Source organism: Pseudomonas asiatica (genome assembly GCF_009932335.1).
Taxonomy (GTDB): Bacteria; Pseudomonadota; Gammaproteobacteria; order Pseudomonadales; family Pseudomonadaceae; genus Aquipseudomonas; species Aquipseudomonas asiatica.
This window is the reverse complement of the sequence record NZ_BLJF01000003.1, coordinates 613,562-636,850: the sequence shown is the minus strand read 5'-3', so window position 1 is coordinate 636,850 and position 23,289 is coordinate 613,562. Positions and strand designations below refer to the sequence as shown.

The 23,289-nt window shown below is 60.7% G+C and carries 21 protein-coding genes; 7 read left to right on the top strand and 14 right to left on the bottom strand.

Annotated features, from left to right (window positions below; genetic code table 11):
• Positions 1 to 42 precede the first annotated feature (42 nt).
• Both GYA95_RS25455 and hutC read right to left on the bottom strand, forming a co-directional pair.
• Complete coding sequence (locus GYA95_RS25455; RefSeq protein WP_013974562.1) at positions 43 to 615, bottom strand: HutD/Ves family protein; 573 nt, start codon at positions 613 to 615, stop codon at positions 43 to 45.
• Complete coding sequence (hutC, locus tag GYA95_RS25450) at positions 612 to 1,322, bottom strand: histidine utilization repressor (RefSeq protein WP_013974563.1); 711 nt, start codon at positions 1,320 to 1,322, stop codon at positions 612 to 614. Before hutC ends, GYA95_RS25455 begins: the two co-directional genes overlap by 4 nt.
• 145 nt (positions 1,323 to 1,467) lie before the next feature.
• On the opposite strand from hutC, the gene GYA95_RS25445 reads away from it, so the two are divergent.
• Positions 1,468 to 2,832, top strand: a complete 1,365-nt coding sequence (locus GYA95_RS25445) for a formimidoylglutamate deiminase (protein WP_015272108.1) — start codon at positions 1,468 to 1,470, stop codon at positions 2,830 to 2,832.
• 116 nt (positions 2,833 to 2,948) lie between these two features.
• Here the strand turns inward: GYA95_RS25445 and GYA95_RS25440 are convergent, their stop codons facing one another.
• From GYA95_RS25440 to GYA95_RS25420, 5 genes are all read right to left on the bottom strand, one after another.
• A complete protein-coding gene (locus tag GYA95_RS25440; RefSeq protein WP_003259870.1) occupies positions 2,949 to 3,521 on the bottom strand; it encodes a lipocalin family protein in 573 nt (190 codons plus the stop codon).
• Positions 3,518 to 3,772, bottom strand: a complete 255-nt coding sequence (gene bamE / locus GYA95_RS25435) for an outer membrane protein assembly factor BamE domain-containing protein (RefSeq protein ID WP_003249234.1) — start codon at positions 3,770 to 3,772, stop codon at positions 3,518 to 3,520. Before bamE ends, GYA95_RS25440 begins: the two co-directional genes overlap by 4 nt.
• 295 nt (positions 3,773 to 4,067) lie before the next feature.
• Entirely contained in the window at positions 4,068 to 4,664 is a 597-nt protein-coding gene (locus tag GYA95_RS25430; protein WP_013974567.1) for a DUF924 family protein, read from the bottom strand.
• 3 nt (positions 4,665 to 4,667) lie between these two features.
• Entirely contained in the window at positions 4,668 to 5,678 is a 1,011-nt protein-coding gene (locus GYA95_RS25425) for a class 1 fructose-bisphosphatase (protein WP_013974568.1), read from the bottom strand.
• A 255-nt stretch (positions 5,679 to 5,933) separates the two neighbouring features.
• Positions 5,934 to 8,384, bottom strand: a complete 2,451-nt coding sequence (locus tag GYA95_RS25420; RefSeq protein WP_015272110.1) for a glycogen/starch/alpha-glucan phosphorylase — start codon at positions 8,382 to 8,384, stop codon at positions 5,934 to 5,936.
• 184 nt (positions 8,385 to 8,568) lie between these two features.
• On the opposite strand from GYA95_RS25420, the gene GYA95_RS25415 reads away from it, so the two are divergent.
• A complete protein-coding gene (locus tag GYA95_RS25415; RefSeq protein ID WP_003259873.1) occupies positions 8,569 to 8,973 on the top strand; it encodes a YkgJ family cysteine cluster protein in 405 nt (134 codons plus the stop codon).
• A 235-nt stretch (positions 8,974 to 9,208) separates the two neighbouring features.
• Here the strand turns inward: GYA95_RS25415 and GYA95_RS25410 are convergent, their stop codons facing one another.
• The 6 genes from GYA95_RS25410 to thiI all read right to left on the bottom strand — a co-directional run bounded on the left by GYA95_RS25410 (position 9,209) and on the right by thiI (position 16,582).
• A complete protein-coding gene (locus tag GYA95_RS25410) occupies positions 9,209 to 10,633 on the bottom strand; it encodes a PhoPQ-activated pathogenicity-related family protein (RefSeq protein WP_015272111.1) in 1,425 nt (474 codons plus the stop codon).
• A gap of 209 nt (positions 10,634 to 10,842) precedes the next feature.
• On the bottom strand, positions 10,843 to 11,391 hold the full coding sequence (locus GYA95_RS25405) for a hypothetical protein (RefSeq protein ID WP_015272112.1): 549 nt from the start codon (positions 11,389 to 11,391) through the stop codon (positions 10,843 to 10,845).
• Positions 11,392 to 11,435: 44 nt separating this feature from the next.
• Complete coding sequence (locus GYA95_RS25400; protein ID WP_015272113.1) at positions 11,436 to 12,236, bottom strand: hypothetical protein; 801 nt, start codon at positions 12,234 to 12,236, stop codon at positions 11,436 to 11,438.
• A 6-nt stretch (positions 12,237 to 12,242) separates the two neighbouring features.
• Positions 12,243 to 12,827: a 2OG-Fe(II) oxygenase gene (locus GYA95_RS25395; RefSeq protein ID WP_080604908.1), complete on the bottom strand. Its 585-nt coding sequence runs from the start codon at positions 12,825 to 12,827 to the stop codon at positions 12,243 to 12,245.
• Positions 12,828 to 13,179: 352 nt separating this feature from the next.
• Positions 13,180 to 15,000, bottom strand: coding sequence for a translational GTPase TypA (gene typA, locus GYA95_RS25390; RefSeq protein WP_013974573.1), 1,821 nt, complete (start codon positions 14,998 to 15,000; stop codon positions 13,180 to 13,182).
• 127 nt (positions 15,001 to 15,127) lie between these two features.
• Positions 15,128 to 16,582 carry a tRNA uracil 4-sulfurtransferase ThiI gene (gene thiI, locus GYA95_RS25385; protein ID WP_013974574.1) on the bottom strand — a complete coding sequence of 485 codons (1,455 nt, stop codon included), beginning with the start codon at positions 16,580 to 16,582 and terminating at the stop codon, positions 15,128 to 15,130.
• 469 nt (positions 16,583 to 17,051) lie between these two features.
• Between thiI and glnA the strand changes: the two genes are divergently transcribed.
• From glnA to ntrC, 4 genes are all read left to right on the top strand, one after another.
• Complete coding sequence (gene glnA / locus GYA95_RS25380; protein ID WP_015272115.1) at positions 17,052 to 18,458, top strand: type I glutamate--ammonia ligase; 1,407 nt, start codon at positions 17,052 to 17,054, stop codon at positions 18,456 to 18,458.
• 174 nt (positions 18,459 to 18,632) lie between these two features.
• Positions 18,633 to 19,076 (top strand): cupin domain-containing protein, encoded by a 444-nt coding sequence (locus GYA95_RS25375; RefSeq protein WP_015272116.1) that lies wholly within the window; start codon positions 18,633 to 18,635, stop codon positions 19,074 to 19,076.
• Positions 19,077 to 19,348: 272 nt separating this feature from the next.
• The gene (glnL, locus tag GYA95_RS25370) at positions 19,349 to 20,434 is read left to right on the top strand and encodes a nitrogen regulation protein NR(II) (RefSeq protein WP_013974577.1); all 1,086 of its coding nucleotides are present in this window, start codon (positions 19,349 to 19,351) and stop codon (positions 20,432 to 20,434) included.
• The gene (gene ntrC, locus GYA95_RS25365) at positions 20,431 to 21,867 is read left to right on the top strand and encodes a nitrogen regulation protein NR(I) (protein ID WP_013974578.1); all 1,437 of its coding nucleotides are present in this window, start codon (positions 20,431 to 20,433) and stop codon (positions 21,865 to 21,867) included. Before glnL ends, ntrC begins: the two co-directional genes overlap by 4 nt.
• A 440-nt stretch (positions 21,868 to 22,307) precedes the next feature.
• On the opposite strand, the gene GYA95_RS25360 is transcribed toward ntrC, so the two are convergent.
• Positions 22,308 to 22,745, bottom strand: a complete 438-nt coding sequence (locus tag GYA95_RS25360) for a hypothetical protein (RefSeq protein ID WP_015272117.1) — start codon at positions 22,743 to 22,745, stop codon at positions 22,308 to 22,310.
• On the opposite strand from GYA95_RS25360, the gene trmL reads away from it, so the two are divergent.
• Positions 22,744 to 23,205 (top strand): tRNA (uridine(34)/cytosine(34)/5-carboxymethylaminomethyluridine(34)-2'-O)-methyltransferase TrmL, encoded by a 462-nt coding sequence (trmL, locus tag GYA95_RS25355; RefSeq protein ID WP_013974580.1) that lies wholly within the window; start codon positions 22,744 to 22,746, stop codon positions 23,203 to 23,205. The genes GYA95_RS25360 and trmL overlap by 2 nt on opposite strands.
• The last annotated feature ends 84 nt before the right edge of the window (positions 23,206 to 23,289 follow it).

Here is a 23,289-nt window from a genome sequence, read left to right as displayed (position 1 = left end):
CGGGCAAGCCCGCGAAGGGCTGCGCAGCAGCCCCCGGCTATTTCAACGTGAAACGAGTTCGATCAGGCAGAACCGCCCCTGCACATCCAACCCCAACAACTGGTCATTGCCCTCCAGCCGCAAGCAGTCATACAACCCCAACCGCTGCGTCTCACGCCCGGCAATACCCACCTCGACCTGGCTGCTGGCAGCGAACAGCAACACCGTCGACGCCGAACTGTACAAACGGCTGGTGCCATCGAACCACTGCAACCGCGCCCGGTAGCGCTGCGGTGCATATATCAGGTTGAAATCACGGATCGCCCCGCCCAGCAGCTTGCAGCTGACCTGGCTCTCGCCGCTGAAGGCAAAGGCATCGAACGGCAGCAACGGCCGGCTGGCCTGGCCGTCCACCAGCAAGCGCATGCCGTCGCCCTGCAACACGGTGATGATTCGCTGGTAGCCGGCGAAGGTGGAAAAGCCACCGGACTCCTCGATATCGGCAATCGACAAGCGCCAGCCAAAGCCGTCCAGGCCTTCGCCACTGTCGCGGGTAATCTCTTCGGTGAAACCGCCACCGTTCTTCCACGGCATGCGCGGGTAGCCCTGCGCACGCAACAACTGCAGCTGACTCATTTACTGAAACGTCCTTCCAGGCGATGACGGGAACCGGGGTGGATCAGCCGCGCGGCAGTCACCGGCTGGCGGCCGGACCAGGTGCGACGGCGGATCAGCAGGCAGGGCTCGCCCCTCTCGATCTGCAACAGGCGGCATTCTTCCGGCTCGGCCAGGATTGCCTCTACCACGTGCTCACCCTCGGTCAGCGGCGCCACCTGCGACAGGTAGGCGTATGGCGTCTGCCGGGTGAAGTCCTGCTTGAGGTAGTCGGGGGCAATCGCCGCATTGACGTAGCGGTCCTCGATCTGCACCGGCACGCCGTTCTCGAAATGCACGATCAGCGAGTGGAACACTCGCTGGCCTTCGCGCATATCCAGGGCCAGGGCCCGCTCGGAACCGGCCGTTTCCTCGGTGAGGGTGATCACCTGGCAGCTATGCTGGTGGCCACGCGCGGCAATTTCGTCGGCAATGTTGTTGACCTCGAACAGCGCCGAACGCCCCTTGGGCTCGGCCACGAAGGTACCGACCCCTTGCATGCGCACCAGCAGGCCTTCGGCAGTGAGCTCGCGCAGGGCGCGGTTGATGGTCATGCGGCTGAAGCCCAGCTCACTGACCAGTTCGCTCTCCGAGGGTACCCGGTGATGCGGTGGCCAGCTGCCGTTGTCGATCTGCTGGATGATCATCTGTTTGACCCGGGCGTAAAGCGGAGCCGGGCCCTCGCCCATCTGGGCAACCAGCGCGGAGACAGGAGGTGTCGGCACGGCGTTGGATCCTTGTGCAAATGGAATGAGCGGTAGCTTGCCGCAGTTTACCCGGCAGGCAAACGCCTGTATATGTATATACAAGTTAATAATAACAGGATTTTCACCGATGTCCGCCTACTTCGCCGAACGCGCCCTGCTACCCACGGGTTGGGCTAGCCATGTCCGCATCGAGGTCACCAGTGATGGCCATGTGGCCCGCATCGAACCGGGTGCCTCGGCCGAAGGCGCCGAGCGGCTGGCCGGCCCGCTGCTGCCCGGCATGCCCAACTTGCACTCGCATGCCTTCCAGCGCGCCATGGCAGGGCTGGCGGAAGTCGCCGGCAACCCCAACGACAGTTTCTGGACCTGGCGCGACCTGATGTACCGCCTGGTCGGCCAGATCAGTCCAGAGCAGCTGCAGGTCATCGCCCGCCAGCTGTACATCGAAATGCTCAAGGCCGGCTATACCTCGGTCGCCGAGTTCCACTACGTGCACCATGACCAGGCCGGCAGGGCCTACGCCGACCCGGCCGAACTGTCCCACCGCATCAGCGCGGCGGCAGCCGACAGCGGCATTGGCCTGACCTTGCTGCCGGTGCTGTACAGCCACGCAGGCTTCGGCGGCCAAGCCCCGAATGACGGGCAACGGCGCTTCATAAATTCCACTGAACAGTACCTGCAACTGCAAGCGCAGCTGGCCCCGCTGCTGGCCGCGCAACCCGCGCAGCAACTGGGTCTGTGCTTCCATTCGCTGCGCGCGGTGACGCCCGGGCAGATCGCCGAAGTGCTGGCAGCCAGCGACAAACAGTGCCCGGTGCATATCCATATCGCCGAGCAGCAGAAGGAAGTCGACGACTGCCTGGCCTGGAGCGGCCTGCGCCCGTTGCAGTGGCTGTACGAGCACGTGGATGTGGACCCGCGCTGGTGCCTGGTGCACGCAACCCACGCAGAGCCGGATGAAGTCACCGCAATGGCCCGCAGCGGCGCGGTAGCCGGGCTTTGCCTGACCACCGAGGCCAACCTGGGCGACGGGATTTTCCCGGCAGTGGACTACCTGGCGCAGGGTGGGCGCATGGGCATTGGTTCGGACAGCCATGTATCGCTGAGCGTGGTGGAGGAACTGCGCTGGCTGGAATATGGCCAGCGACTGCGCGACCAGCGGCGTAACCGCCTGTATCGCGGCGACCAGCCGATGGTCGGGCGGACTTTGTATGACGCTGCCCTGGCGGGCGGTGCGCAGGCGCTGGGGCAGGCGGTCGGGGAACTGGCCGTGGGCAAGCGCGCCGACTGGCTGGTGCTCGATGGGCAGGACCCTTACATAGCCATGGCCGATGGGGATGCGATTCTCAACCGCTGGCTGTTTGCCGGCGGCGATCGCCAGGTGCGGGATGTGATGGTGAATGGGCAATGGGTGGTGCGCCAGGGGCGGCATGCGCAGGAAGAGCAAAGCGCGCTGGCGTTTGCCGAGGTGTTGCGACAGCTGTTGGGGTGAGTTTATTGGGGCCGCTTTGCGGCCCATCGCGACACAAGGCCGCTCCTACAGGAATGTGCGTTCCCCTGTAGGAGCGGCCTTGTGTCGCGATGGGCTGCAAAGCAGCCCCCAGAAATTCAGTGCATCTTGACGATCTGCTGGTCCGACGCGCGCCAGATCAGCCGACTGGTGTCATAACCCTGCTGCCGGGCCTTGGACATCAGGTTCTCGCGCTCCCAGGCTGGTAGCGTCGGCGTACGCGACAGTAGCCACAAGTGCTTGCGGTCCGGGCTGCCGACCACCGCCGTGCGATAGCGATCATCCACATACAGGATCCAGTACTCGCCCCTCGCCACCCCTGGCACCAGCTTGGTGAACCAGTTGTCGAACTCGACCCACAACTTGTCGGTGTGCCCTGGCTCCTGGATGTTCGCATGCCCTTCGGCGCGCAGCCATTCGTCACCCATGGTGCGGCAGCGGTTGAGCACGCCGAGGCTACCATCGAGCCTGAGGTTGTAGTGCGCTTCGGACTGCTCACAGCCGGTCTGGTAGCGCATTGGCAGGCGCGCCAGTTCGTACCACTTGCCCTGGTAGCGCTTGAGGTCGATGTTGCCCGCGGTTTTCGGCGCCAGCGGGTCGTGCACGGAGCCGGCACAACCGCCCAGCAGCAACGCCAGGCATACCCCCATCAGCAGATAAACGCGCCTCATTTGAGACCCTGCCCTGAATACATGAGCACCTTGTCAGCCGCGTACTGCACACTGATGAAGCTCTTCTCGTCCCCCCAGGTGCAGCTGCTCATGCCCAGCGCGCCAGAGCACTCGGTCGGCGTGCCGAGCAGCTGCTCGACCTCGGCCTTGTTCATACCGGCCTTGATCTTGGAATAGTTTTCCTGATTGATCTTGCTGCAGGCAGTCAGAACGACGCACAGCGACAACAGGGCGAGGGAACGCAACGACATGAAGGACACTCCTGGAGAGGGGATACAGGCGAGTGGCCTGCAGTGACCTTCGACGGTAAAAACCCTCCCAGGTTCCCTGCTCCCCCTCCTCTACCCCTACACCATTGGTCGGATGGCCACTACTGTGCGATTAATCACAAAGAATTACCCCGCACAAACAAAAAGGCCGCCCCTACGTACTGTAGGAGCAGCCTTGTGCTGCGAAAGGGCCGGTGAGGCCAACAGGGATGCATGGGCAGCGAGGGACACTTCGCAGCACAAGGCTGCTCCTACAAGGATCCCGCCAACCCTGGAATCAGAACCTGGACCCAGGCTCCAGCAAAAAGTCCATCTCTTCGCTGGTACTCGGCCGCTCCAGCACCAGGTTGCGGTGCGGGAAGCGCCCGAAACGGGCAATTACCCGCTGGTGCTGCTCGGCATAGTCGAGGAAGCCTTCGAACAACCGGCGGTTGGCTTCGGGCTGCTCGTCCAGCAGCACCTGGTAGCGCTCGACGCACAGGTTCTGCCAGTCCAGCACTTCGGCATGTTCCAGTACCAGCAGCACGAACACCCGCTGTATCGGCAGCAGCTGGTAATCCCAGTTCTTCTGCAAACCCTGCATCGCCACCACCTGAGCACGCCGGTCGCCCTCGAAGGCACGCGGCGTGTCGCGGTAGATCATGCGCGGCAGCTGGTCCAGCAGGATCAGCAGGCCCAGCCAGCCCTGCGGGCTTTGCTGCCACTCGTCGAGCCCACCCGCCAGGGCATGCTCGACCAGATCGCCAAACAGCGCATGGGCGTCGGCGTCATGATGCTTGCCGAACCACAGCGTGCTCTTCTCGTCAGCCACGGCCTGGGGACTGGTGCCCCAACCGAACCACCACTCCAGCAACGGCTGCCAAGGTGCGAGCATGACTTACTCCTTGTGGTAGGCGGTGACGCGCTCTACCTCTTCCTTCGAGCCGAGAATTACCGACACACGCTGGTGCAGGCTTTCTGGCTGGATGTCGAGGATGCGATCGTAACCGTTGGTGGAGGCGCCGCCGGCCTGTTCGATGATGAAGGACATCGGGTTGGCTTCGTACATCAGGCGCAGCTTGCCCGGCTTGCTCGGTTCGCGGGCGTCACGTGGGTACATGAACAGGCCGCCACGGGTCAGGATGCGGTGTACGTCGGCCACCATCGAGGCGATCCAGCGCATGTTGTAGTTTTTCTTCAGCGGGCCGGTCTCGCCTGCCAGCAGTTCCCCCACGTAACGCTGAACCGGGGCTTCCCAGTGGCGCTGGTTGGACATGTTGATGGCGAATTCTGCGGTAGTTTCCGGCACGCGGATGTTTTCGTGGGTGAGGACGAAGCTGCCCAGTTCGCGGTCCAGGGTGAAGCCCTTGACGCCGTTGCCCAGGGTCAGGATCAGCATGGTCTGCGGGCCGTAGATGGCGTAACCGGCGGCAACCTGCTGTGTGCCTGGTTGCAGGAAGGCTTTTTCGTTCAGGGTTTCGTTCTGGCTCAGGTATTCGTTAGGGCAACGCAGTACCGAGAAGATAGTGCCGACCGAAACGTTGACGTCGATGTTGGACGAGCCATCCAGCGGGTCGAATACCAGCAGGTAGGCGCCTTTCGGGTACTTGCCCGGGATCTGGTAGGCGTTGTCCATTTCTTCGGAAGCCATGCCGGCCAGGTGGCCGCCCCACTCGTTGGCTTCCAGCAGGATATCGTTGGAAATCACGTCCAGTTTCTTCTGGACTTCGCCCTGCACGTTTTCAGTGCCCATGCTGCCCAGCACGCCACCGAGGGCGCCTTTGGAAACGTGATGGCTGATTTCCTTGCACGCACGCGCCACCACTTCGATCAGGAAGCGCAGATCGGCAGGGGTATTGTTGCTGCGGGTCTGCTCAATCAGATAGCGACTAAGGGTAACGCGGGACATGTATGGCTCCGAAAGGATTGGGGGATAAAAACCCCCGCAGTTTACAGGGAGAGTTGCAGGCTAGCGAGTGATGAGACTCGCAACGGCTCTCAGACGGCACAATAGGTCGGTAGTTCAGCGCGCGCCAGGCCGGTGGTCTGGTTGTGGGCCCATTCGCGGGCACGCCCGCTCCCACAGGGACTGCACAAGATTTCCAAGGTCGTGCGAATCCTGGGAGAGCGGGCGTGCCCACGAAGAGGCCGGCACAGGCTTACCTCAATCCAAAGCCTTCCAGATCTCGCTGGCATATTCCCGAATGGTCCGGTCCGAGGAGAACCAGCCCATCCGCGCGGTATTCAGCACCGCCATACGCCACCATTCCTGCGGCGTGTGCCAAAGCTCCTCGACCCGTCGCTGGGCATCCCAGTAGGCATCGAAATCGGCACACACCAGGAAACGGTCATGAGCTACCAGCCCGTCGATCAGCGCGCTGTAGCGCGACGGGTCGTCCGGTGAGAACACCCCGCTGCGAACAGCCTGCAACACGTCGTTCAGGCGGCTGGACGCGGCAATCGCCGCACTGGCGCCAAAGTCACCGTCGCGCCGCCTGGCCTCCACCTGCTGCGCAGTAAGGCCGAAGATGAACATGTTTTCGGTACCCACCTGCTCGCTCATCTCGACATTGGCACCATCCAGGGTACCGATGGTCAACGCGCCGTTCAGGCCGAACTTCATGTTGCTGGTGCCGGACGCTTCGTAACCGGCGGTGGAAATCTGCTCGGAAAGGTCCGCCGCCGGGATGATGCTTTCAGCCAGACTGACGTTGTAGTTGGGCAGGAACACCACCTTCAGCAGGCCGCGCACGGTGGGGTCGTTGTTCACCACCCGGGCGATGTCGTTGGCCAGCTTGATGATCAGCTTAGCCTGGTGATAGCTGGCCGCGGCCTTGCCGGCGAAGATCTTCACCCGCGGCACCCAGTCGGTACCGGGGTCGTTGCGCATGGCCTGGTACAACGCCACGGTGTGCAGCAGGTTGAGCAACTGGCGCTTGTATTCGTGGATGCGCTTGACCTGCACGTCGAACAACGCCTCGGGGTTCACCGTAACGCCCAGGCGGTCCTGGATGATGCTGGCCAGGGCACGCTTGCTGTGCAGGCGCTGCGCGGCGAACTGCTTGCGGAAACCGCTCTTGTCGGCGAACGGTACCAGATTGGCCAGGCGTCCTTCGGGGTCGTCCAGCAGATCAGGGCCCAGCGCCTCGATCAGCATCGCGGTCAGCTGCGGGTTGGACTGGTACAGCCAGCGGCGGAAGGTAATGCCGTTAGTCTTGTTGTTGATCCGTTGCGGGTAGAGCTTGTGCAGCTCGGCGAACACCGTGCTTTTCATCAGCTTGCTGTGCAGCGCCGACACACCGTTGACGCTGTGCGAGCCGAGGAACGCCAGGTTGCCCATGCGCACCCGGCGGCCATTGTCTTCCTCGATCAACGACACAGCCCGCAACACGTCGAAGTCGTGCAGGCCTTTCGCCCGCAGCGCGTCGATGTGGTAGGCGTTGATCAGGTAGATGATCTGCATGTGCCGCGGCAGCATGCGTTCCATCAGCGCAACGGGCCAGGTTTCCAGGGCTTCGGGCAGCAAGGTGTGGTTGGTGTAGGCCAGGGTGCCGACGGTCAACTCCCAGGCGGTATCCCAAGGGATCTCATGCTGGTCGACCAGCAGGCGCATCAGCTCGGCCACGGCGATCGACGGGTGGGTGTCGTTGAGCTGGATGGCCGCCGCATCCGGCAGGTTGAGCAGGTTGTCGTGCATGTTCAGATGGCGGCGCAGCAGGTCCTGCAACGAAGCCGAGACGAAGAAGTATTCCTGGCGCAGGCGCAGTTCCTGGCCCGCCTCGGTGCTGTCGGCCGGGTACAGCACCCGCGAAATGCTTTCGGCCCGTGCCACCTCGGCCACCGCGCCCAGGTGGTCGCCGGCATTGAAGCGTTCCAGGTGCAGCTCTTCCAGCGCCCGCGCACGCCACAGGCGCAGGGTATTGACGCTGGCCCCGCGCCAACCGACCACCGGGGTATCGTAGGCCACCGCCCGCACGGTCTCGCCCGGCCACCACACCTGACGCTGCTGGCCGTGGGTGTCGTGCACCGTTTCGACGCTGCCGCCAAAGCTGATGGGGTAGATCACCTCGGCGCGCTCGAACTCCCAGGGGTTGCCGAAGTCGAGCCAGTTCTCGGTCTGCTCCTGCTGCCAGCCATCGACCATGGCCTGACGGAACAGCCCGTGCTCATAGCGGATGCCATAACCGTGAGCAGCGATGCCCAGGGTCGACATGCTCTCCATGAAGCACGCTGCCAGGCGACCCAGGCCACCGTTGCCCAGCGCGGCATCGGGCTCGAGCAGGCGAATGCGCTCCAGGTCCACGTTCAGCCCTTCCAATGCGTCGCGGGCAATGTCGAGCAGGCCCAGGTTGCTCAGGCTGTCATACAGCAGCCGGCCGATGAGGAATTCGAGAGAAAGGTAATAGACCCGCTTCTGGCTGCGGCGATACGCCTGGCGGGTGTGGTCCATCCAGTGATCGACCATGTGATCGCGCGCGGCCAGGGCGATGGCCTCGAACCAGTCGTGGTCGAAGGCGTGCTCTGGGTCCTTGCCAACCGCGTAGGTCAGCTTGTCCAGTACAGCGGCGCGAAATTCGGCCACCTCGGCGTCACGAGCTTTGGGTTCCTGGGACATGCGGCATCCTCGGGCAAGTTGACGAAAACGGAGGGAGACTGTTGAGCCTAGACCCTTCGACAGGGAGTGACAGTTAGCGTTCGCAGTTTTCATGCCCACTTTGCGATTCCGGCAAAAGGTTGTTCATAAATTGAACAATTCCGGTATGATCGCGCGCCCCAAGACCGTGATACACCCCATAAAGATGAAAACGACCCTGATCGCCGCAGCCGAAGTCGACCGCCTGGAGACCTGGCAGCGCTACACCAGCAACATGTGCCATGGCTGCCATTCGACCTGCTGCACCCTGCCGGTGGAGGTGAAGATCAAGGATCTGATCCGTATCGGCGTGGTCGACGAGTTCGAGAAAGACGAACCGCCGAAGAACATCGCCAAGCGCCTGCAGAAGGATGGCATCATCGAACGCTTCAACCAGAAGTCGGGGATCTTCACCCTGACCCGGATGAGCAATGATGACTGCCTGTATCTGGATCGTAAAAGCCGGCTGTGCACCATTTATGACAAGCGGCCGGATACCTGCCGCAACCACCCCAAGGTCGGGCCGCGGCCGGGGTATTGTGCGTACAAGCCCAAGGTGGTCGGGCGCTGATCGCTAGCCTTCAAGGGCCTCTTCGCGGGCTTGCCCGCTCCCACAAGGGTCGCGCAAATCATGGGCTCAGCGACACACCTGTGGGAGCGGGCAAGCCCGCGAAGGGCCGCAAAGCGGCCCCAATTCGCTTAGCTTACTGGCATTAGGACACGCCCGTGAAAAACGGTGAAGCCGGTGCAATCCATTTCAGTATTCAAGCGGCCACTGCTGGCCAATTATGTGCCAAGCCAGATTTCTACTTTCCGCCAGAGGGAAAGCTCCTGCATGCACCACCCTGCTCCGCCGGTGGATGTTCGGGATAGGTCTGCGGCAGCACGCTGACCGGGCTGGTAGCGATAAAGCCATCAGCAAACTTCGCTTCGACGAACTGCGCCCGCCATCCCACCGCCGGCGGCGTGCGCTGCAGGGTGAAGCTCTGCATGGGAGCGAGCGTCTCGGATTGGTAGCGCACCCCGCAGGCAAAACGGAAGTCGCGGTCCTGGCTGTTGCTCGCCGTCCACACCTTCACCGCCACTGGCGGCTCAGAGAAGTCGACGCTCATCTGCCCGGCATACCCGCTGGCCGACACCTGCACGCTTGGCAAAGGTGTGCCATCGCGCAGGCGCGTCACTGCAGGTACCAAGGTACTGACTACCGCTTGACGCACCCCGCCATGGTCAGAGTTCGGCAATACCCTGAGGCTGGTCTGGCCCGGCAGGCGCTGCTGATAATCGGTGACCGGGTCAGGGGCGAAGAAATCGTCACCACTGGCGGACACCAGGTACTTGGGAATGGCCAGACGCTGCCTTTTCTCGTTCAGGTACTGCATCGGGTCCATCATCGCCATCAGCCGCTCGAATGCCGGGGTGCCCAGCTGCTGCAGGACACCAGCCTGCTGGTAGGAACCCAGCGCCAAGGGCCAGTGACCACCATAACGCTTGCGCAATCCGGCCAGCATGTCCGAAGTATCCGCGACGTCGATCACACTGGGCACGATGGCCACCACCCGCTCATCGGCCAATGCCGTGAGCCATGCGCTCCAGCCGCGCTTGGAGGCACCCGTGATAATGAAGCGGTCCACCGTGAGCCCTTGCCCTGCCAGCTCTTGCTCGGCCAGATCCATCGCCCGGCTTGCCGCCGCGGCCATCGGCACGTGCAGTGGCAATTCCGGCGCGGCGCCGCGAAGCGCATGAGCCCAGGTATGGGCCACGGCGTCATCCTCGCGCAAGGGCTTCTCGTTATCGTTGAAGGTCACGTACTGATTGGGCACATCGCTGATCATGACCACGGCCATCCGTGCCTTGAGGGCGACCTCGCGCAATGCCTCGCGGGTATAGTCCGGGGTTTGCGCCGGTCCGAACCGTACACCGTTGTTCACCACCAGCAAGGCTTTGCCGGGCACGGCATTGTGCGGGATATGCAGCTCGACATCATGCTCCCAGCGGCGCGGCTCAACCACCGGCGCTGGTTCCCAAACCTGCGAAACCATCTGCAAGCGACGGAACGCATACCCAGGCTCGGAGGCTTGCTCGAGCAATACGGCTTCCAAGGGTGCCTGACGCACCTTGCCAATATGGCACTGGACAACATCCTGCGGACGCAGGCTGGCACAATCCTGCATGGTGCAAGCCTGCAAGCCTGCCATCAGGCAGGGGATGGCCAGCGCTAAACGGTAATTCATGTGCATGCTTCCGGCTTCGAGAAAGCACTTCACGCTAGGCATCACAACAAGCGCGCACAAGTCGCAAAAGGCCGTGAAGGATGCAACCTACATCAGCTTGAGATATCACCTACAAAAAACCTGCGTCATACAAACAAAAACGCCCCCGGCGATGCGTGCGAGGGCGTTTTGACTCGAACGAGCAAAATGGGAATAGCTCTATTTCTATATCAACCCTGCCGAGCAAGGTCGCGCAGATGAAGTACAACCATAACGATCGCGGCTATGGCGGTCACTATTGATGCCAAGGTACCCAACACGACCGTGGACATTATCGATTCATTATTCCAAACCACGACCTGTTGATTGAGACGATCGTCGTAGAGTATTTGCCCGTCCAACGTGGCGAGTTCACGCACGGTGCTACCATCATCCCCACGTTCCACTGTAAGAATAACCTTCGCATTGATACGAAGCCCCGATGCCTCATACAACTTCCGGTAAGTATAAACACGTTTACCCTCCCGCCTTCCATCAAGCTTATATGCTACGCCAAAATGTACTAGCGAACGGTTATGCTCCCAAACGTCTGGATAACCGGATACTCGCCCCTCGATAACTAGTAGCCTAGACAAATCAGGGGCCTTATATACTTCCAGCTGACTGAAATAAAGCGCAACACCTGCAAGCATCGTAATCACGACAATCGCAAGCAATTGAGCTCGCTTTAAAGGAGGGGACACTCTGAGCAACTTTATGAATCCAGAAAATGACTGCACACGCCCCTCCTGCTATTTTAAATAGGAAAATCACCTAAAAATCTTTAATGATACCTATCAACTCCACCTACGCCCCCGCCAGGCGGGATGATCTCTATAGGACCTATATCAATATTCCACCTGGGGAGTTCCGGCAATGGGAATACCATAGGCCCGCCACCGAAGTCCGGCTCAATATAGCCACCCCCGCCGCCGCCAGATATTCCGTACAGGTGAGAAAGGTCGCTTCCAAGCAGCACGCCTTGCGTATCCGGGTTCCACTGGGTTACCGCAACTCGGCCCGCATAGATTGCGCTGATTTGGGCGAGCGATGCAAGGGCCAAGTCCGGCGCTACCCAGTAATCAGGGTAGGTGGCATTTGTATTTGCAACGAAATGTTTTTGCACTACAGGTGCGATAAAAGAATGATACAAATTTGTTGCCGCATCGGAATTGAGTATCCCCAAGGCATTAGCCCCAACGCCCACAGCAGTGAAAATAACTGCGGGAGTGCCAGCCCCAGCAAGCAAGCTTATACTGCCGACAATCCCCGCAACATTTCCAACCAGGCTCAGGACGTCACCTTTTTCAAATTTCTGGTCGGTCTTGTACTGAGCAGTAATTTTTAGAAATACTGTAGTCGCAGCAAGCGTATTCACCTTGATATTGAGGAAGGGTGTAAAACCCGCAGTCAGCTTTACTATTGACGTGATCCCGGCGACTGCAGCTCCGGTTTGGGCACTCTGATTCACTAGAACGAACCCTGACTTGTCGCTATTGTACTGATCCGTCAGGGAAGTAGCTGCCGCACCCACCGCTACCGGTTTTTCAACGTAGCCCAAGATAATCTCAAGTGTTTTGATCATCTTTCGCTACTCCCTGATCAATGTCTTGAAGGCGATGCTCATACGCAGCCGATTACAACTCACACCAGGCGCCCGAGCACCATGCGGCACTTCCCCATTGAAGATTACAACCCGCCTCGGCTTAGGCTGTACCGACAGCACAATACTTTCTTTGTCAGCGTCGTAGAATACAAGCTCACCACCCCAGCAGGTGGCCCAGTACTCGCTGCAAAACAGCATTACAGTTTTCCCTGGCGCCTCGGCTGTATTGTCACGATGAATAGGACCATCCTGGCTGCTTGTTTGACCATTGGCGTATACCCCTAACAGGGTCGCCGAAGGCATATGCGCAGCCTTGATACGTGCCCAGATATTCGCCAGAAAAGCCCAGTCCGGTCGCTCTCGTAGTTCTTGCTCACAGTCTTCCAATTCATTTCTGCGAGTACCGGCGATAAAACTGTGCCAACATGGACGATCAAGGGGAGCATAAGGATAGGGCCAGCCATAACGCCAGAGCGAGCCAGTTAGGAGCCTCAATATTTTCGTGTGCTCTTCGTCCGTTATTCCATCATCAATCACACAGATATTTTTACAAGCAGTCAAACCTACCATTACTTCAATCTCCTGATCTCAACATAGCGATTGGAGACTGAAAGTTAAAACACCTTTAGATATTCTCACACAGGGAAACAGCCGCTCAGCCGGTGACCTTTACCATAGCCTTGACGTGATAACAGATTTAGTCGCCATAACGAGTTCCAATTTTCTTTACCTCAAAAAAACTTTTTTCAGACTGACACCAACCTGAAGCTTTACCAGCCCCCAAGCATTTACCATGATAAAAGCACGTGTGCGTGAGAGACCGCAGGCAGCCACTGCCCTTGGCTTCACTCAGAATTGGACATAAAAAAACGCCCCCGGCATTTCGACCGGGGGCGTTTTCGTTTCAGCTCAAGCTAGACGATCAAGCCTTGGCTTTCTTGGCAGCGCGGGTACGCTCGCCTTCGTCCAGGATCTTCTTGCGCAGGCGGATCGACTTCGGAGTCACTTCGCACAGCTCATCGTCCTGGATGAATTCCAGGGCCTGTTCCAGGGTGTGGCGAACCGGCGGTACCAGGGCGATGACTTCGTCTTTGCCCGAAGCACGCATGTTGTCGAGCTTCTTGCCTTTGGTCGGGTTCACGCCCAGGTCGTTGTCACGGCTGTTCAGGCCGATGATCTGACCGTTGTAGATGTCCTGACCGTGCTCGATGAACAGCTTGCCGCGAGCCTGCAGGGTTTCCAGCGAATAGGTCAGCGCCTTGCCGGTCTCGATCGAAACCAGTACACCGTTCAGGCGACCGGACATCTGGCCGGCTTTCATGGTGTCGTAGCGATCGAAGATCGAGGTCAGGATGCCTGCACCGTTGGTCAGAGTCAGGAACTGGTTACGGAAACCGATCAGACCACGAGCAGGTACGTTGTACTCCAGACGTACACGGCCTTTGCCATCCGGCGCCATGTTGGTCAGGTCGCCCTTACGCAGGCCCATTTCTTCCATGACCTTGCCCTGGGATTCTTCAGGGATGTCGATGGTGACGTTCTCGAACGGCTCCTGCTTCACGCCGTTGACTTCGCGGATGATCACTTCAGGGCGGCCTACAGCCATCTCGAAGCCTTCACGACGCATGGTTTCGATCAGAACCGACAGGTGCAGCTCACCACGGCCGGAAACCTTGAACTTGTCAGCCGAGTCGCCTTCTTCAACGCGCAGTGCAACGTTGTACAGCAGCTCTTTGTCCAGACGTTCCTTGATGTTACGGCTGGTGACGAACTTGCCTTCCTTGCCGCAGAACGGCGAGTCGTTGACCTGGAAGGTCATCGAAACGGTCGGCTCGTCAACGGTCAGTGGCTTCATCGCCTCGACGTGGTTCATGTCGCACAGGGTGTCGGAGATGAACAGCTCGTCGAAACCGCTGATGCAGACGATGTCGCCAGCCTGGGCTTCTTCAACGTCGACGCGGTGCAGGCCGTGGTGGCCCATCAGCTTGAGGATACGGCCGTTACGCTTCTTGCCTTCGGTGTCGATGGCAACAACCGGGGTGTTCGGCTTGATACGACCACGGGCGATACGGCCAACGCCGATAACACCGAGGAAGCTGTTGTAGTCCAGAGCGGAGATCTGCATCTGGAACGGGCCATCGACGTCAACGTTCGGCGCCGGTACGTTGTCGACGATCGACTGGTACAGCGGGGTCATGTCTTCGGCCATGTCGGTGTGGTCCAGACCGGCGATGCCGTTCAGGGCCGAAGCGTAGACAACCTGGAAGTCCAGCTGATCATCGGTGGCACCGAGGTTGTCGAACAGGTCAAAGATCTGGTCCAGAACCCAGTCAGGACGCGCGCCCGGGCGGTCAACCTTGTTGATCACGACGATCGGCTTCAGGCCAGCTTCGAAAGCCTTCTTGGTCACGAAGCGGGTTTGCGGCATCGGGCCGTCCTGGGCATCGACCAGCAGCAGCACGGAGTCGACCATCGACATTACACGCTCAACCTCGCCACCGAAGTCGGCGTGGCCGGGGGTGTCGACGATGTTGATGTGGTAGCCGTTCCAGTTGATGGCGGTGTTTTTCGCCAGGATGGTAATGCCGCGCTCTTTTTCCTGGTCGTTGGAGTCCATCACGCGCTCGTCGTTGAGCTCGTTACGCTCCAGGGTGCCGGACTGGCGCAGGAGTTTGTCGACCAGGGTGGTTTTACCATGGTCAACGTGGGCGATGATGGCGATGTTACGCAGATTTTCGATCACAACTGTATCTCGATCAGAGGATTCGGTTGCCGCCAGTGTAGGCGGCGAATATGTATGGTTTGAGGCTCAGCGGGCCCGGTGGTCGGGAGGGCGATGGCGGATGCTGCCGCCATACAGCCCTGGCGTCTTATGCCGGACGATAAACACGCACATTGGCATGTCCCTCACTGAGCAGGTGGTGTGCGTGCAGACGGCTCATCACACCTTTGTCGCAATACAGCAAGTACTGGCGGTTGGCATCCAGCTGCTTGAACTTGCTGTTGATGGCATAGAACGGCATGGCCTGGACTTCGATACCGTCCAGCACCAGAGGTTCGTCTTCCTGGGCATCGGGGTGACGAATGTCGATAACGATCTGGCCGGGCAGCGCCTCGGTCACTTCCTCAATTTCGATGTCCTTGCCCAGTTCGTCGATCACATGGTCGATGGAGATCAACCGGGCGCGTTCCAGGGCGCGCTCCAGCACGGCCATGTCGAACTGCTTCTCTTCATGCTCCATGCGGTGGCGCTTGGCGTGAGTGGTCGGGTTTACCGAGATCACGCCGCAGTATTCTGGCATGTGCTTGGCGAAGTCGGCAGTGCCGATCGCGTAGGCCTGGTCGATGATGTCCTGCTTGTGGCTGGCCAGCAGGGGGCGCAGCACCAGCTTGTCGGTGGCCGAGTCGATGATCGACAGGTTCGGCAAGGTCTGGCTGGACACCTGGGAAATCGCTTCGCCGGTGACCAGGGCATCGATCTCCAGGCGGTCGGCCATGTGCGCGGCACCACGCAGCATCATGCGTTTGAGGGTCACGCCCATGTAGCTGTTGTCGACCTTGTTCAGAATCTCGCCGACCACTTCCTCGAACGGCACGCTGATGAACAGCACGCGCTGGCTGCTGCCGAACTTCTTCCACAGGTAGTGAGCCACTTCCATCACGCCCAGCTCGTGGGCACGGCCACCGAGGTTGAAGAAGCAGAAGTGGGTCATCAGGCCGCGGCGCATCATCTGATAAGCCGCCACGGTCGAGTCGAAGCCACCGGACATCAGTACCAGTGTCTGCTCCAGGGCGCCCAGCGGGTAGCCGCCGATGCCCTGGTGCTGGTTATGGATCACGTACAGGCGCTGGTCGCGGATTTCGATGCGCACCAGCACTTCCGGGTTCTTCAGCTCGATGCCGGCGGCGCCGCACTGCTGGCGCAGCTGGCTGCCGACGTAACGGTCGACGTCCATAGAGGTGAAGTCGTGGTGACCACCTCGCTTGCAGCGCACGGCGAAGTGCTTGCCGGCCAGCAGGTGGCCGAAGTGCTGCTTGCACTTGGCGACGATGTCATCGAAGTCGCCGAGCGGGTATTCCTCTACCTGCAGGAAGTGGGTGATACCCGGGGTGCAGGTGAGGCGCTCGATCATCTCGCGCTGGACCTTTTCGTCTTCGACGCGGGTGACCACTTCGAGATTGTCCCAGACACCATCGACCACGAGCTCAGGATCGAGGTCCTTGAGCACGTTGCGGATGTTCTTGCCGAGCTGGCGGATGAAGCGCTTGCGCACCGGCCGGCTCTTGATGGTGATTTCTGGGAAGACTTTGACGATAAGTTTCATTGGTTAACAGCGCGCGCAGGGCCTGCCGAAAATGAGGGGCGCGAATTATAGCGGAAATTGCTCAGGATTTGACCAACTTTTGTACAGAAGGTCGGATTTATATTGCCTGCACCGGCCTCATCGCCGGCAAGCCAGCTCCCACAGGCTATCCACAGTTCTCAAGACCTGCGCCCTACCTGTGGGAGCTGGTTGCCGGCGATGAGGCCCTCAAAGAAAGCACACAACTCAAGCAATGCACACTATTGGTGCACCGCTACCAAAATTCGCATCTTAAGAGTGCACTTCTCCCCAGCAACCCACCCCCAGATGCCCGCAAACGCCCCCTTTTATCCCGCCCTCGCCATTTTCGGGCACTGGCATGCAATTTGCTCCCTTGTGAGGCAGGTAAGCTTGGCCGACTATCCGCGCCCGGCAACACCCTTTTTCCAGGGCAGCGGCCCACCGCGCTCTAGACCATCCGGAGGACAACATGTCGAAGTCGGTTCAACTCATCAAAGATCATGACGTCAAGTGGATTGATCTGCGTTTCACGGACACCAAAGGCACTCAGCACCACGTGACCATGCCGGCGCGTGATGCACTGGAAGACGACTTCTTCGAAGTCGGCAAGATGTTCGACGGTTCCTCCATCGCTGGCTGGAAAGGCATCGAAGCCTCCGACATGATCCTGATGCCGGTCGACGAAACTGCCGTACTGGACCCGTTCACCGAAGAGCCGACCCTGATCATCACCTGCGACATCGTCGACCCGTCGAGCATGCAGGGCTACGATCGTGACCCTCGCGCCATCGCCAAGCGCGCCGAAGAGTACCTGAAGAGCACCGGCATCGGTGACACCGTATTCGCAGGCCCGGAGCCAGAGTTCTTCATTTTCGACGAAGTGAAGTTCCAGTCGGACATCTCCGGCTCGATGTTCAAGATCTTCTCCGAGCAAGGCTCGTGGATGACCGGCGCTGACGTGGAAGGCGGCAACAAAGGCCACCGTCCAGGCGTGAAGGGCGGCTACTTCCCGGTTCCGCCGTTCGACCACGACCACGAAATCCGTACTGCCATGTGCAACGCACTGGAAGAAATGGGCCAGACCGTCGAAGTTCACCACCACGAAGTGGCGACTGCCGGCCAGAACGAAATCGGCGTCAAGTTCAACACCCTGGTGAAGAAGGCTGACGAAGTACAGGCGCTGAAGTACGTCGTGCACAACGTTGCCGACGCCTACGGCCGCACCGCTACCTTCATGCCGAAGCCACTGTACGGCGACAACGGCTCGGGCATGCACGTGCACATGTCGATCTGGAAAGACGGCAAGAACACCTTCTCGGGTGAAGGCTATGCCGGCCTGTCCGACACCGCCCTGTACTTCATCGGCGGTATCATCAAGCACGGTAAGGCCCTGAACGGCTTCACCAACCCGTCGACCAACTCCTACAAGCGTCTGGTCCCAGGCTTCGAAGCCCCGGTAATGCTGGCCTACTCGGCTCGCAACCGTTCCGCCTCGATCCGTATTCCTTACGTCGGCAGCCCGAAAGCCCGCCGTATCGAAGCTCGCTTCCCGGACCCATCGGCCAACCCATACCTGGCCTTCGCGGCCCTGCTGATGGCCGGCCTGGACGGTATCCAGAACAAGATCCACCCAGGCGATGCTGCCGACAAGAACCTGTACGACCTGCCGCCTGAAGAGGCCAAGGACATTCCGCAGGTTTGCGGCAGCCTGAAGGAAGCTCTGGAAGAGCTGGACAAGGGCCGTGCGTTCCTGACCAAGGGCGGCGTGTTCTCCGACGACTTCATCGATGCCTTCATCGAGCTGAAGAGCGAAGAAGAAATCAAGGTCCGCACCTTCGTTCACCCGCTGGAATACGAGCTGTACTACAGCTGCTGATCTGATCGGCGCCTCGCGCCGATGACATGATCACGAACGGCCTCCTTCGGGAGGCCGTTTTCGTTTCCGTGGCTGCGTCCTCGATTTCATACAGAACCGGCAGATGCCGCTGACATTTCGCCGCCCCCCTCAGCACGCAGGGTAGGCGTCCCTTCAGTCAAAGGACATCACGCCATGCGCAAACTTCTACCTGCAATGATTACCGTATCCGCCCTCCTCACCGGCTGCGCCAGCAATGGCACCGCGCCAGGCCAGGCAACGTCACAGGTGCTTCACCGCGCCACCGGCAGTTGGGACGGTACTCCCTATCTCGATTACCCCGAAGGACGACCAGTGCTGTCGCTTGTGAAAGTCAGCATTCCCGCCCACACCACCCTTGGCTGGCACTGTCACCAGGCGCTCAATCTAGGCTATCTGACCGAGGGACGACTCGAGGTGGAAACCCGCGACGGCAAGCGGACAAGCCTGGTTGCAGGCCAGACGCTGGCCGAACTTCAAGGGGAAGTGCACCGCGGGCACACCACTGGGCAGCCCGCCACTGTCATGGTGTTCCACGCAAGCAATGAAGACCTTGCGTTTTCAACGCCAGAAGCCGAATGCCCGCCAACTGTGCGATAAACCCTGAAACCACCTATGCTCCATATTGGTGCGCGCTGTGGACTAACGCCCCCGAATGCACCCCAAAAGCGATCACATGAACCGTTTAATCAGTTCATTCTGGTGCGAATTTTCCCGTTTCCAGGGCTTTATCGGCAAATTCCGCTTCTTTTCGGAGCCTTGGTTTGGTTCTTGCATTTTTTGCCCAAAGACTGGAATCAGCGGATCCACCGCGCGCCCGACCATGGCCGCGCCCATGCCCGACACGCGCCAAAAGAGGTCGACGACGCCCTATGACCATCAGCGATGCCCAGCACCGTCTACTTCTGGACAACCTGACCACCGCCACGCTGCTGCTCAACGCCGAGCTGCGCCTGGAGTACATGAACCCGGCCGCGGAAATGCTTCTGGCAGTGAGTGGCCAGCGCAGCCATGGGCAGTTCATCAGCGAGCTGTTCACCGAGTCGACCGAAGCGCTCAGCTCGCTGCGCCAGGCGGTCGAGCAGGCGCATCCGTTCACCAAGCGCGAAGCGCAGCTCACCTCGCTGACCGGGCAGACCATCACCGTCGACTACGCGGTTACGCCGATCCTGCACCAGGGCCAGACCCTGCTGCTGCTCGAGGTGCACCCGCGCGACCGGCTGCTGCGCATCACCAAGGAAGAGGCCCAGCTGAGCAAGCAGGAAACCACAAAGATGCTGGTACGCGGCCTGGCCCATGAAATCAAGAACCCCCTCGGCGGCATTCGCGGCGCAGCTCAGCTGCTGGCTCGCGAGCTGCCTGAAGAAGGCCTGCGCGACTACACCAACGTGATCATCGAGGAAGCCGATCGCCTGCGTAACCTGGTCGACCGCATGCTCGGCTCGAACAAGCTGCCGTCGCTGGCCATGACCAACATCCACGAAGTGCTTGAGCGGGTCTGCAGCCTGGTCGAGGCCGAAAGCCAGGGTTGCATCACTTTGGTGCGCGATTATGACCCCAGCCTGCCTGACGTATTGGTCGACCGCGAGCAGATGATCCAGGCCGTGCTCAACATCGTGCGCAATGCCATGCAGGCGATCAGTTCGCAGAACGAACTGCGCCTGGGCCGCATCACCCTGCGCAGCCGTGCCCTGCGCCAGTTCACCATCGGCCATGTGCGCCATCGCCTTGTGGCGAGGGTGGAGATCATCGACAACGGCCCGGGCATCCCGCCGGAACTGCAGGACACCCTTTTCTATCCCATGGTCAGCGGTCGCCCGGACGGTACCGGGCTGGGCCTGGCCATTACCCAGAACATCATCAGCCAGCACCAGGGCCTGATCGAGTGTGAAAGCCATGCAGGCCACACCGCATTCTCGATCTACCTGCCCCTGGAACAAGGAGCCACCGCCTCATGAGCCGAAGTGAAACCGTATGGATCGTCGACGATGATCGCTCCATCCGCTGGGTCCTGGAAAAAGCCCTGCAACAGGAAGGCATGACCACCCAGAGCTTCGATAGCGCCGATGGCGTCATGGGCCGCCTGGCACGCCAGCAACCGGACGTGATCATTTCCGACATCCGCATGCCGGGCACCAGCGGCCTCGACCTGCTGGCACAGATCCGTGAGCAGCACCCGCGCCTGCCGGTCATCATCATGACCGCCCACTCCGACCTGGACAGCGCCGTTGCGTCGTACCAGGGCGGTGCATTCGAGTACCTGCCCAAGCCATTCGATGTGGACGAGGCGGTCTCGCTGGTCAAGCGCGCCAACCAGCACGCCCAGGAGCAACAAGGGCTGGATGTGCCGCAGAGTCTGGCGCGCACCCCGGAAATCATCGGTGAAGCACCGGCAATGCAGGAGGTGTTCCGCGCCATCGGCCGCCTCAGCCACTCCAACATCACCGTGCTGATCAACGGTGAGTCCGGTACCGGCAAGGAGCTGGTGGCCCACGCCCTGCACCGCCACAGCCCGCGTGCGGCCTCACCGTTCATCGCCCTGAACATGGCAGCCATCCCCAAGGACCTGATGGAGTCCGAGCTGTTCGGCCATGAAAAGGGCGCCTTCACCGGCGCCGCCAACCTGCGCCGAGGGCGCTTCGAGCAGGCCGACGGCGGCACCCTGTTCCTCGACGAGATCGGCGACATGCCCGCCGACACACAGACCCGCCTGCTGCGAGTGCTGGCCGATGGCGAGTTCTATCGCGTGGGCGGCCACGTACCGGTCAAGGTCGATGTGCGCATCATCGCCGCCACTCACCAGAACCTGGAGTCGCTGGTGCAGGCCGGCAAGTTCCGCGAGGACTTGTTCCACCGCCTGAACGTGATCCGCATCCACATTCCGCGGCTGGCCGACCGCCGCGAAGATATCCCTGCCCTCGCCCGCCACTTCCTCGCCCGCGCCGCCCAGGAACTGGCGGTCGAGCCGAAGATCCTCAAGCCGGAAACCGAGGAATTCATTCGCAATCTGCCGTGGCCGGGCAACGTACGGCAGATGGAGAACACCTGCCGCTGGATCACCGTGATGGCCTCCAGCCGCGAAGTGCTGATCGGCGACCTGCCGCCGGAGCTGCTGAACCTGCCACAGGACGCCGCACCGGTAACCAACTGGGAGCAGGCCCTGCGCCAGTGGGCCGACCAGGCGTTGGCGCGTGGGCAGACCAGCCTGCTGGACAGCGCAGTGCCGAGCTTCGAGCGGATCATGATCGAGACAGCCCTCAAGCACACGGCTGGCCGTCGGCGCGATGCGGCACTGTTGCTGGGTTGGGGACGCAACACCCTGACGCGCAAGATCAAGGAACTGGGGATGAATGTGGCGGGGGGCGATGATGAGGAAGGTGACGAGCACTGAGTTCCAGGTAAACCCATAGTTCTCTGGGGCTGCTGCGCAGCCCATCGCGACACAAGGCCGCTCCTACAGGAGAATGCGATCCCCTGTAGGAGCGGCCTTGTGTCGCGATGGGCCGCAAAGCGGCCCCAAACATTTCAGCCCTTCGATGCACCGATCCTGTGCCCGATGCACCTCACTAAGGCACAAATCCCCTCAAAAAACGGCCAATTCACCCTGAAAGCCCAGATTCACGGGCTTTTCAAAACTGGCACGCCCCCTGCAATAAACAATACATATCCAGTTTCGGGGGCCCTGGTACAGGCAGGCCGGGTGAACCCCTCTTTTATTCGCAACATCGCCAGTTTTGGGGACCTCGGTACAGGCAGGCCGGGCCATCCCCCCTTTATACGCAGTACCCCTTTCGGGGACCCTGGTACAGGCAGGCCGGGATATCCCCTCTTTTATTCGTGCAGTTTCACCTGCAACCGCCAGCGCCCAGCGTCCTCTGCACCGGCCCACTCGCCGTGCAGGGGGCGCGCAGCCACCACCGTCAGCAACAGCCCTTCCTTGCTATTCTGCACCCGCCAACTCACAGGCTTGCCCTGCAGGCTCAGTTGCCCTTGCCGGGCCTTGCCTTGGGCCTGGAACAACAGTGCTACCGTACCGTCCACATTCTCGCCATGCAGCTGAGGCTCTTCGTTGAACCACAGCTCCAGGCCATCCTGCACCACCTCCACCTGCTGCAACTCGCGCTCGTCGGGTGTAGTCAGGCGGCCGATCATCAGCCCTACCATCAAGCCGACGATCGCCAGCGACAGCATCACCCGCGGGAACGCCTTCGAACGCACGTCCGGTTCGGGGGTAGAATGCCCGTCATCTTCACGCTTGGAGCCGTGCATGTTTCACGTCATCCTTTTTCAACCAGAAATTCCGCCGAATACCGGCAACATCATTCGCCTCTGCGCCAACAGCGGCTGCGACCTGCACCTGATCGAGCCCATCAGCTTCGAGCTGGACGACAAGCGCCTGCGGCGCGCGGGGCTGGATTACCACGAGTATGCCACGCTCAAGCGCCACGAAAGCCTGGCCGGATGCCTGGAAAGCCTGGGCAACCCACGGCTGTTCGCCTTCACCACCAAGGGCTCGCACCCGTTCCACGAAGTGGCTTACCAGCCGGGTGATGCCTTCCTGTTCGGGCCAGAAAGCCGCGGCCTGCCGGCCGAAGTACTGGACAGCCTGCCGGCCGAACAACGCCTGCGCCTGCCCATGCGGCCCGGGTGCCGCAGCCTGAATCTGTCCAATACCGTGGCTGTGACGGTGTATGAGGCGTGGCGGCAGAATGGGTTTGCCGGCAGTTGATGCGCTGCCTGCACTGACTCTATCGCCGGCAAGGCAGCTCCCGCAGGGACCGCACCGCCCTTGAAACCTGTGCAGTACCTGTGG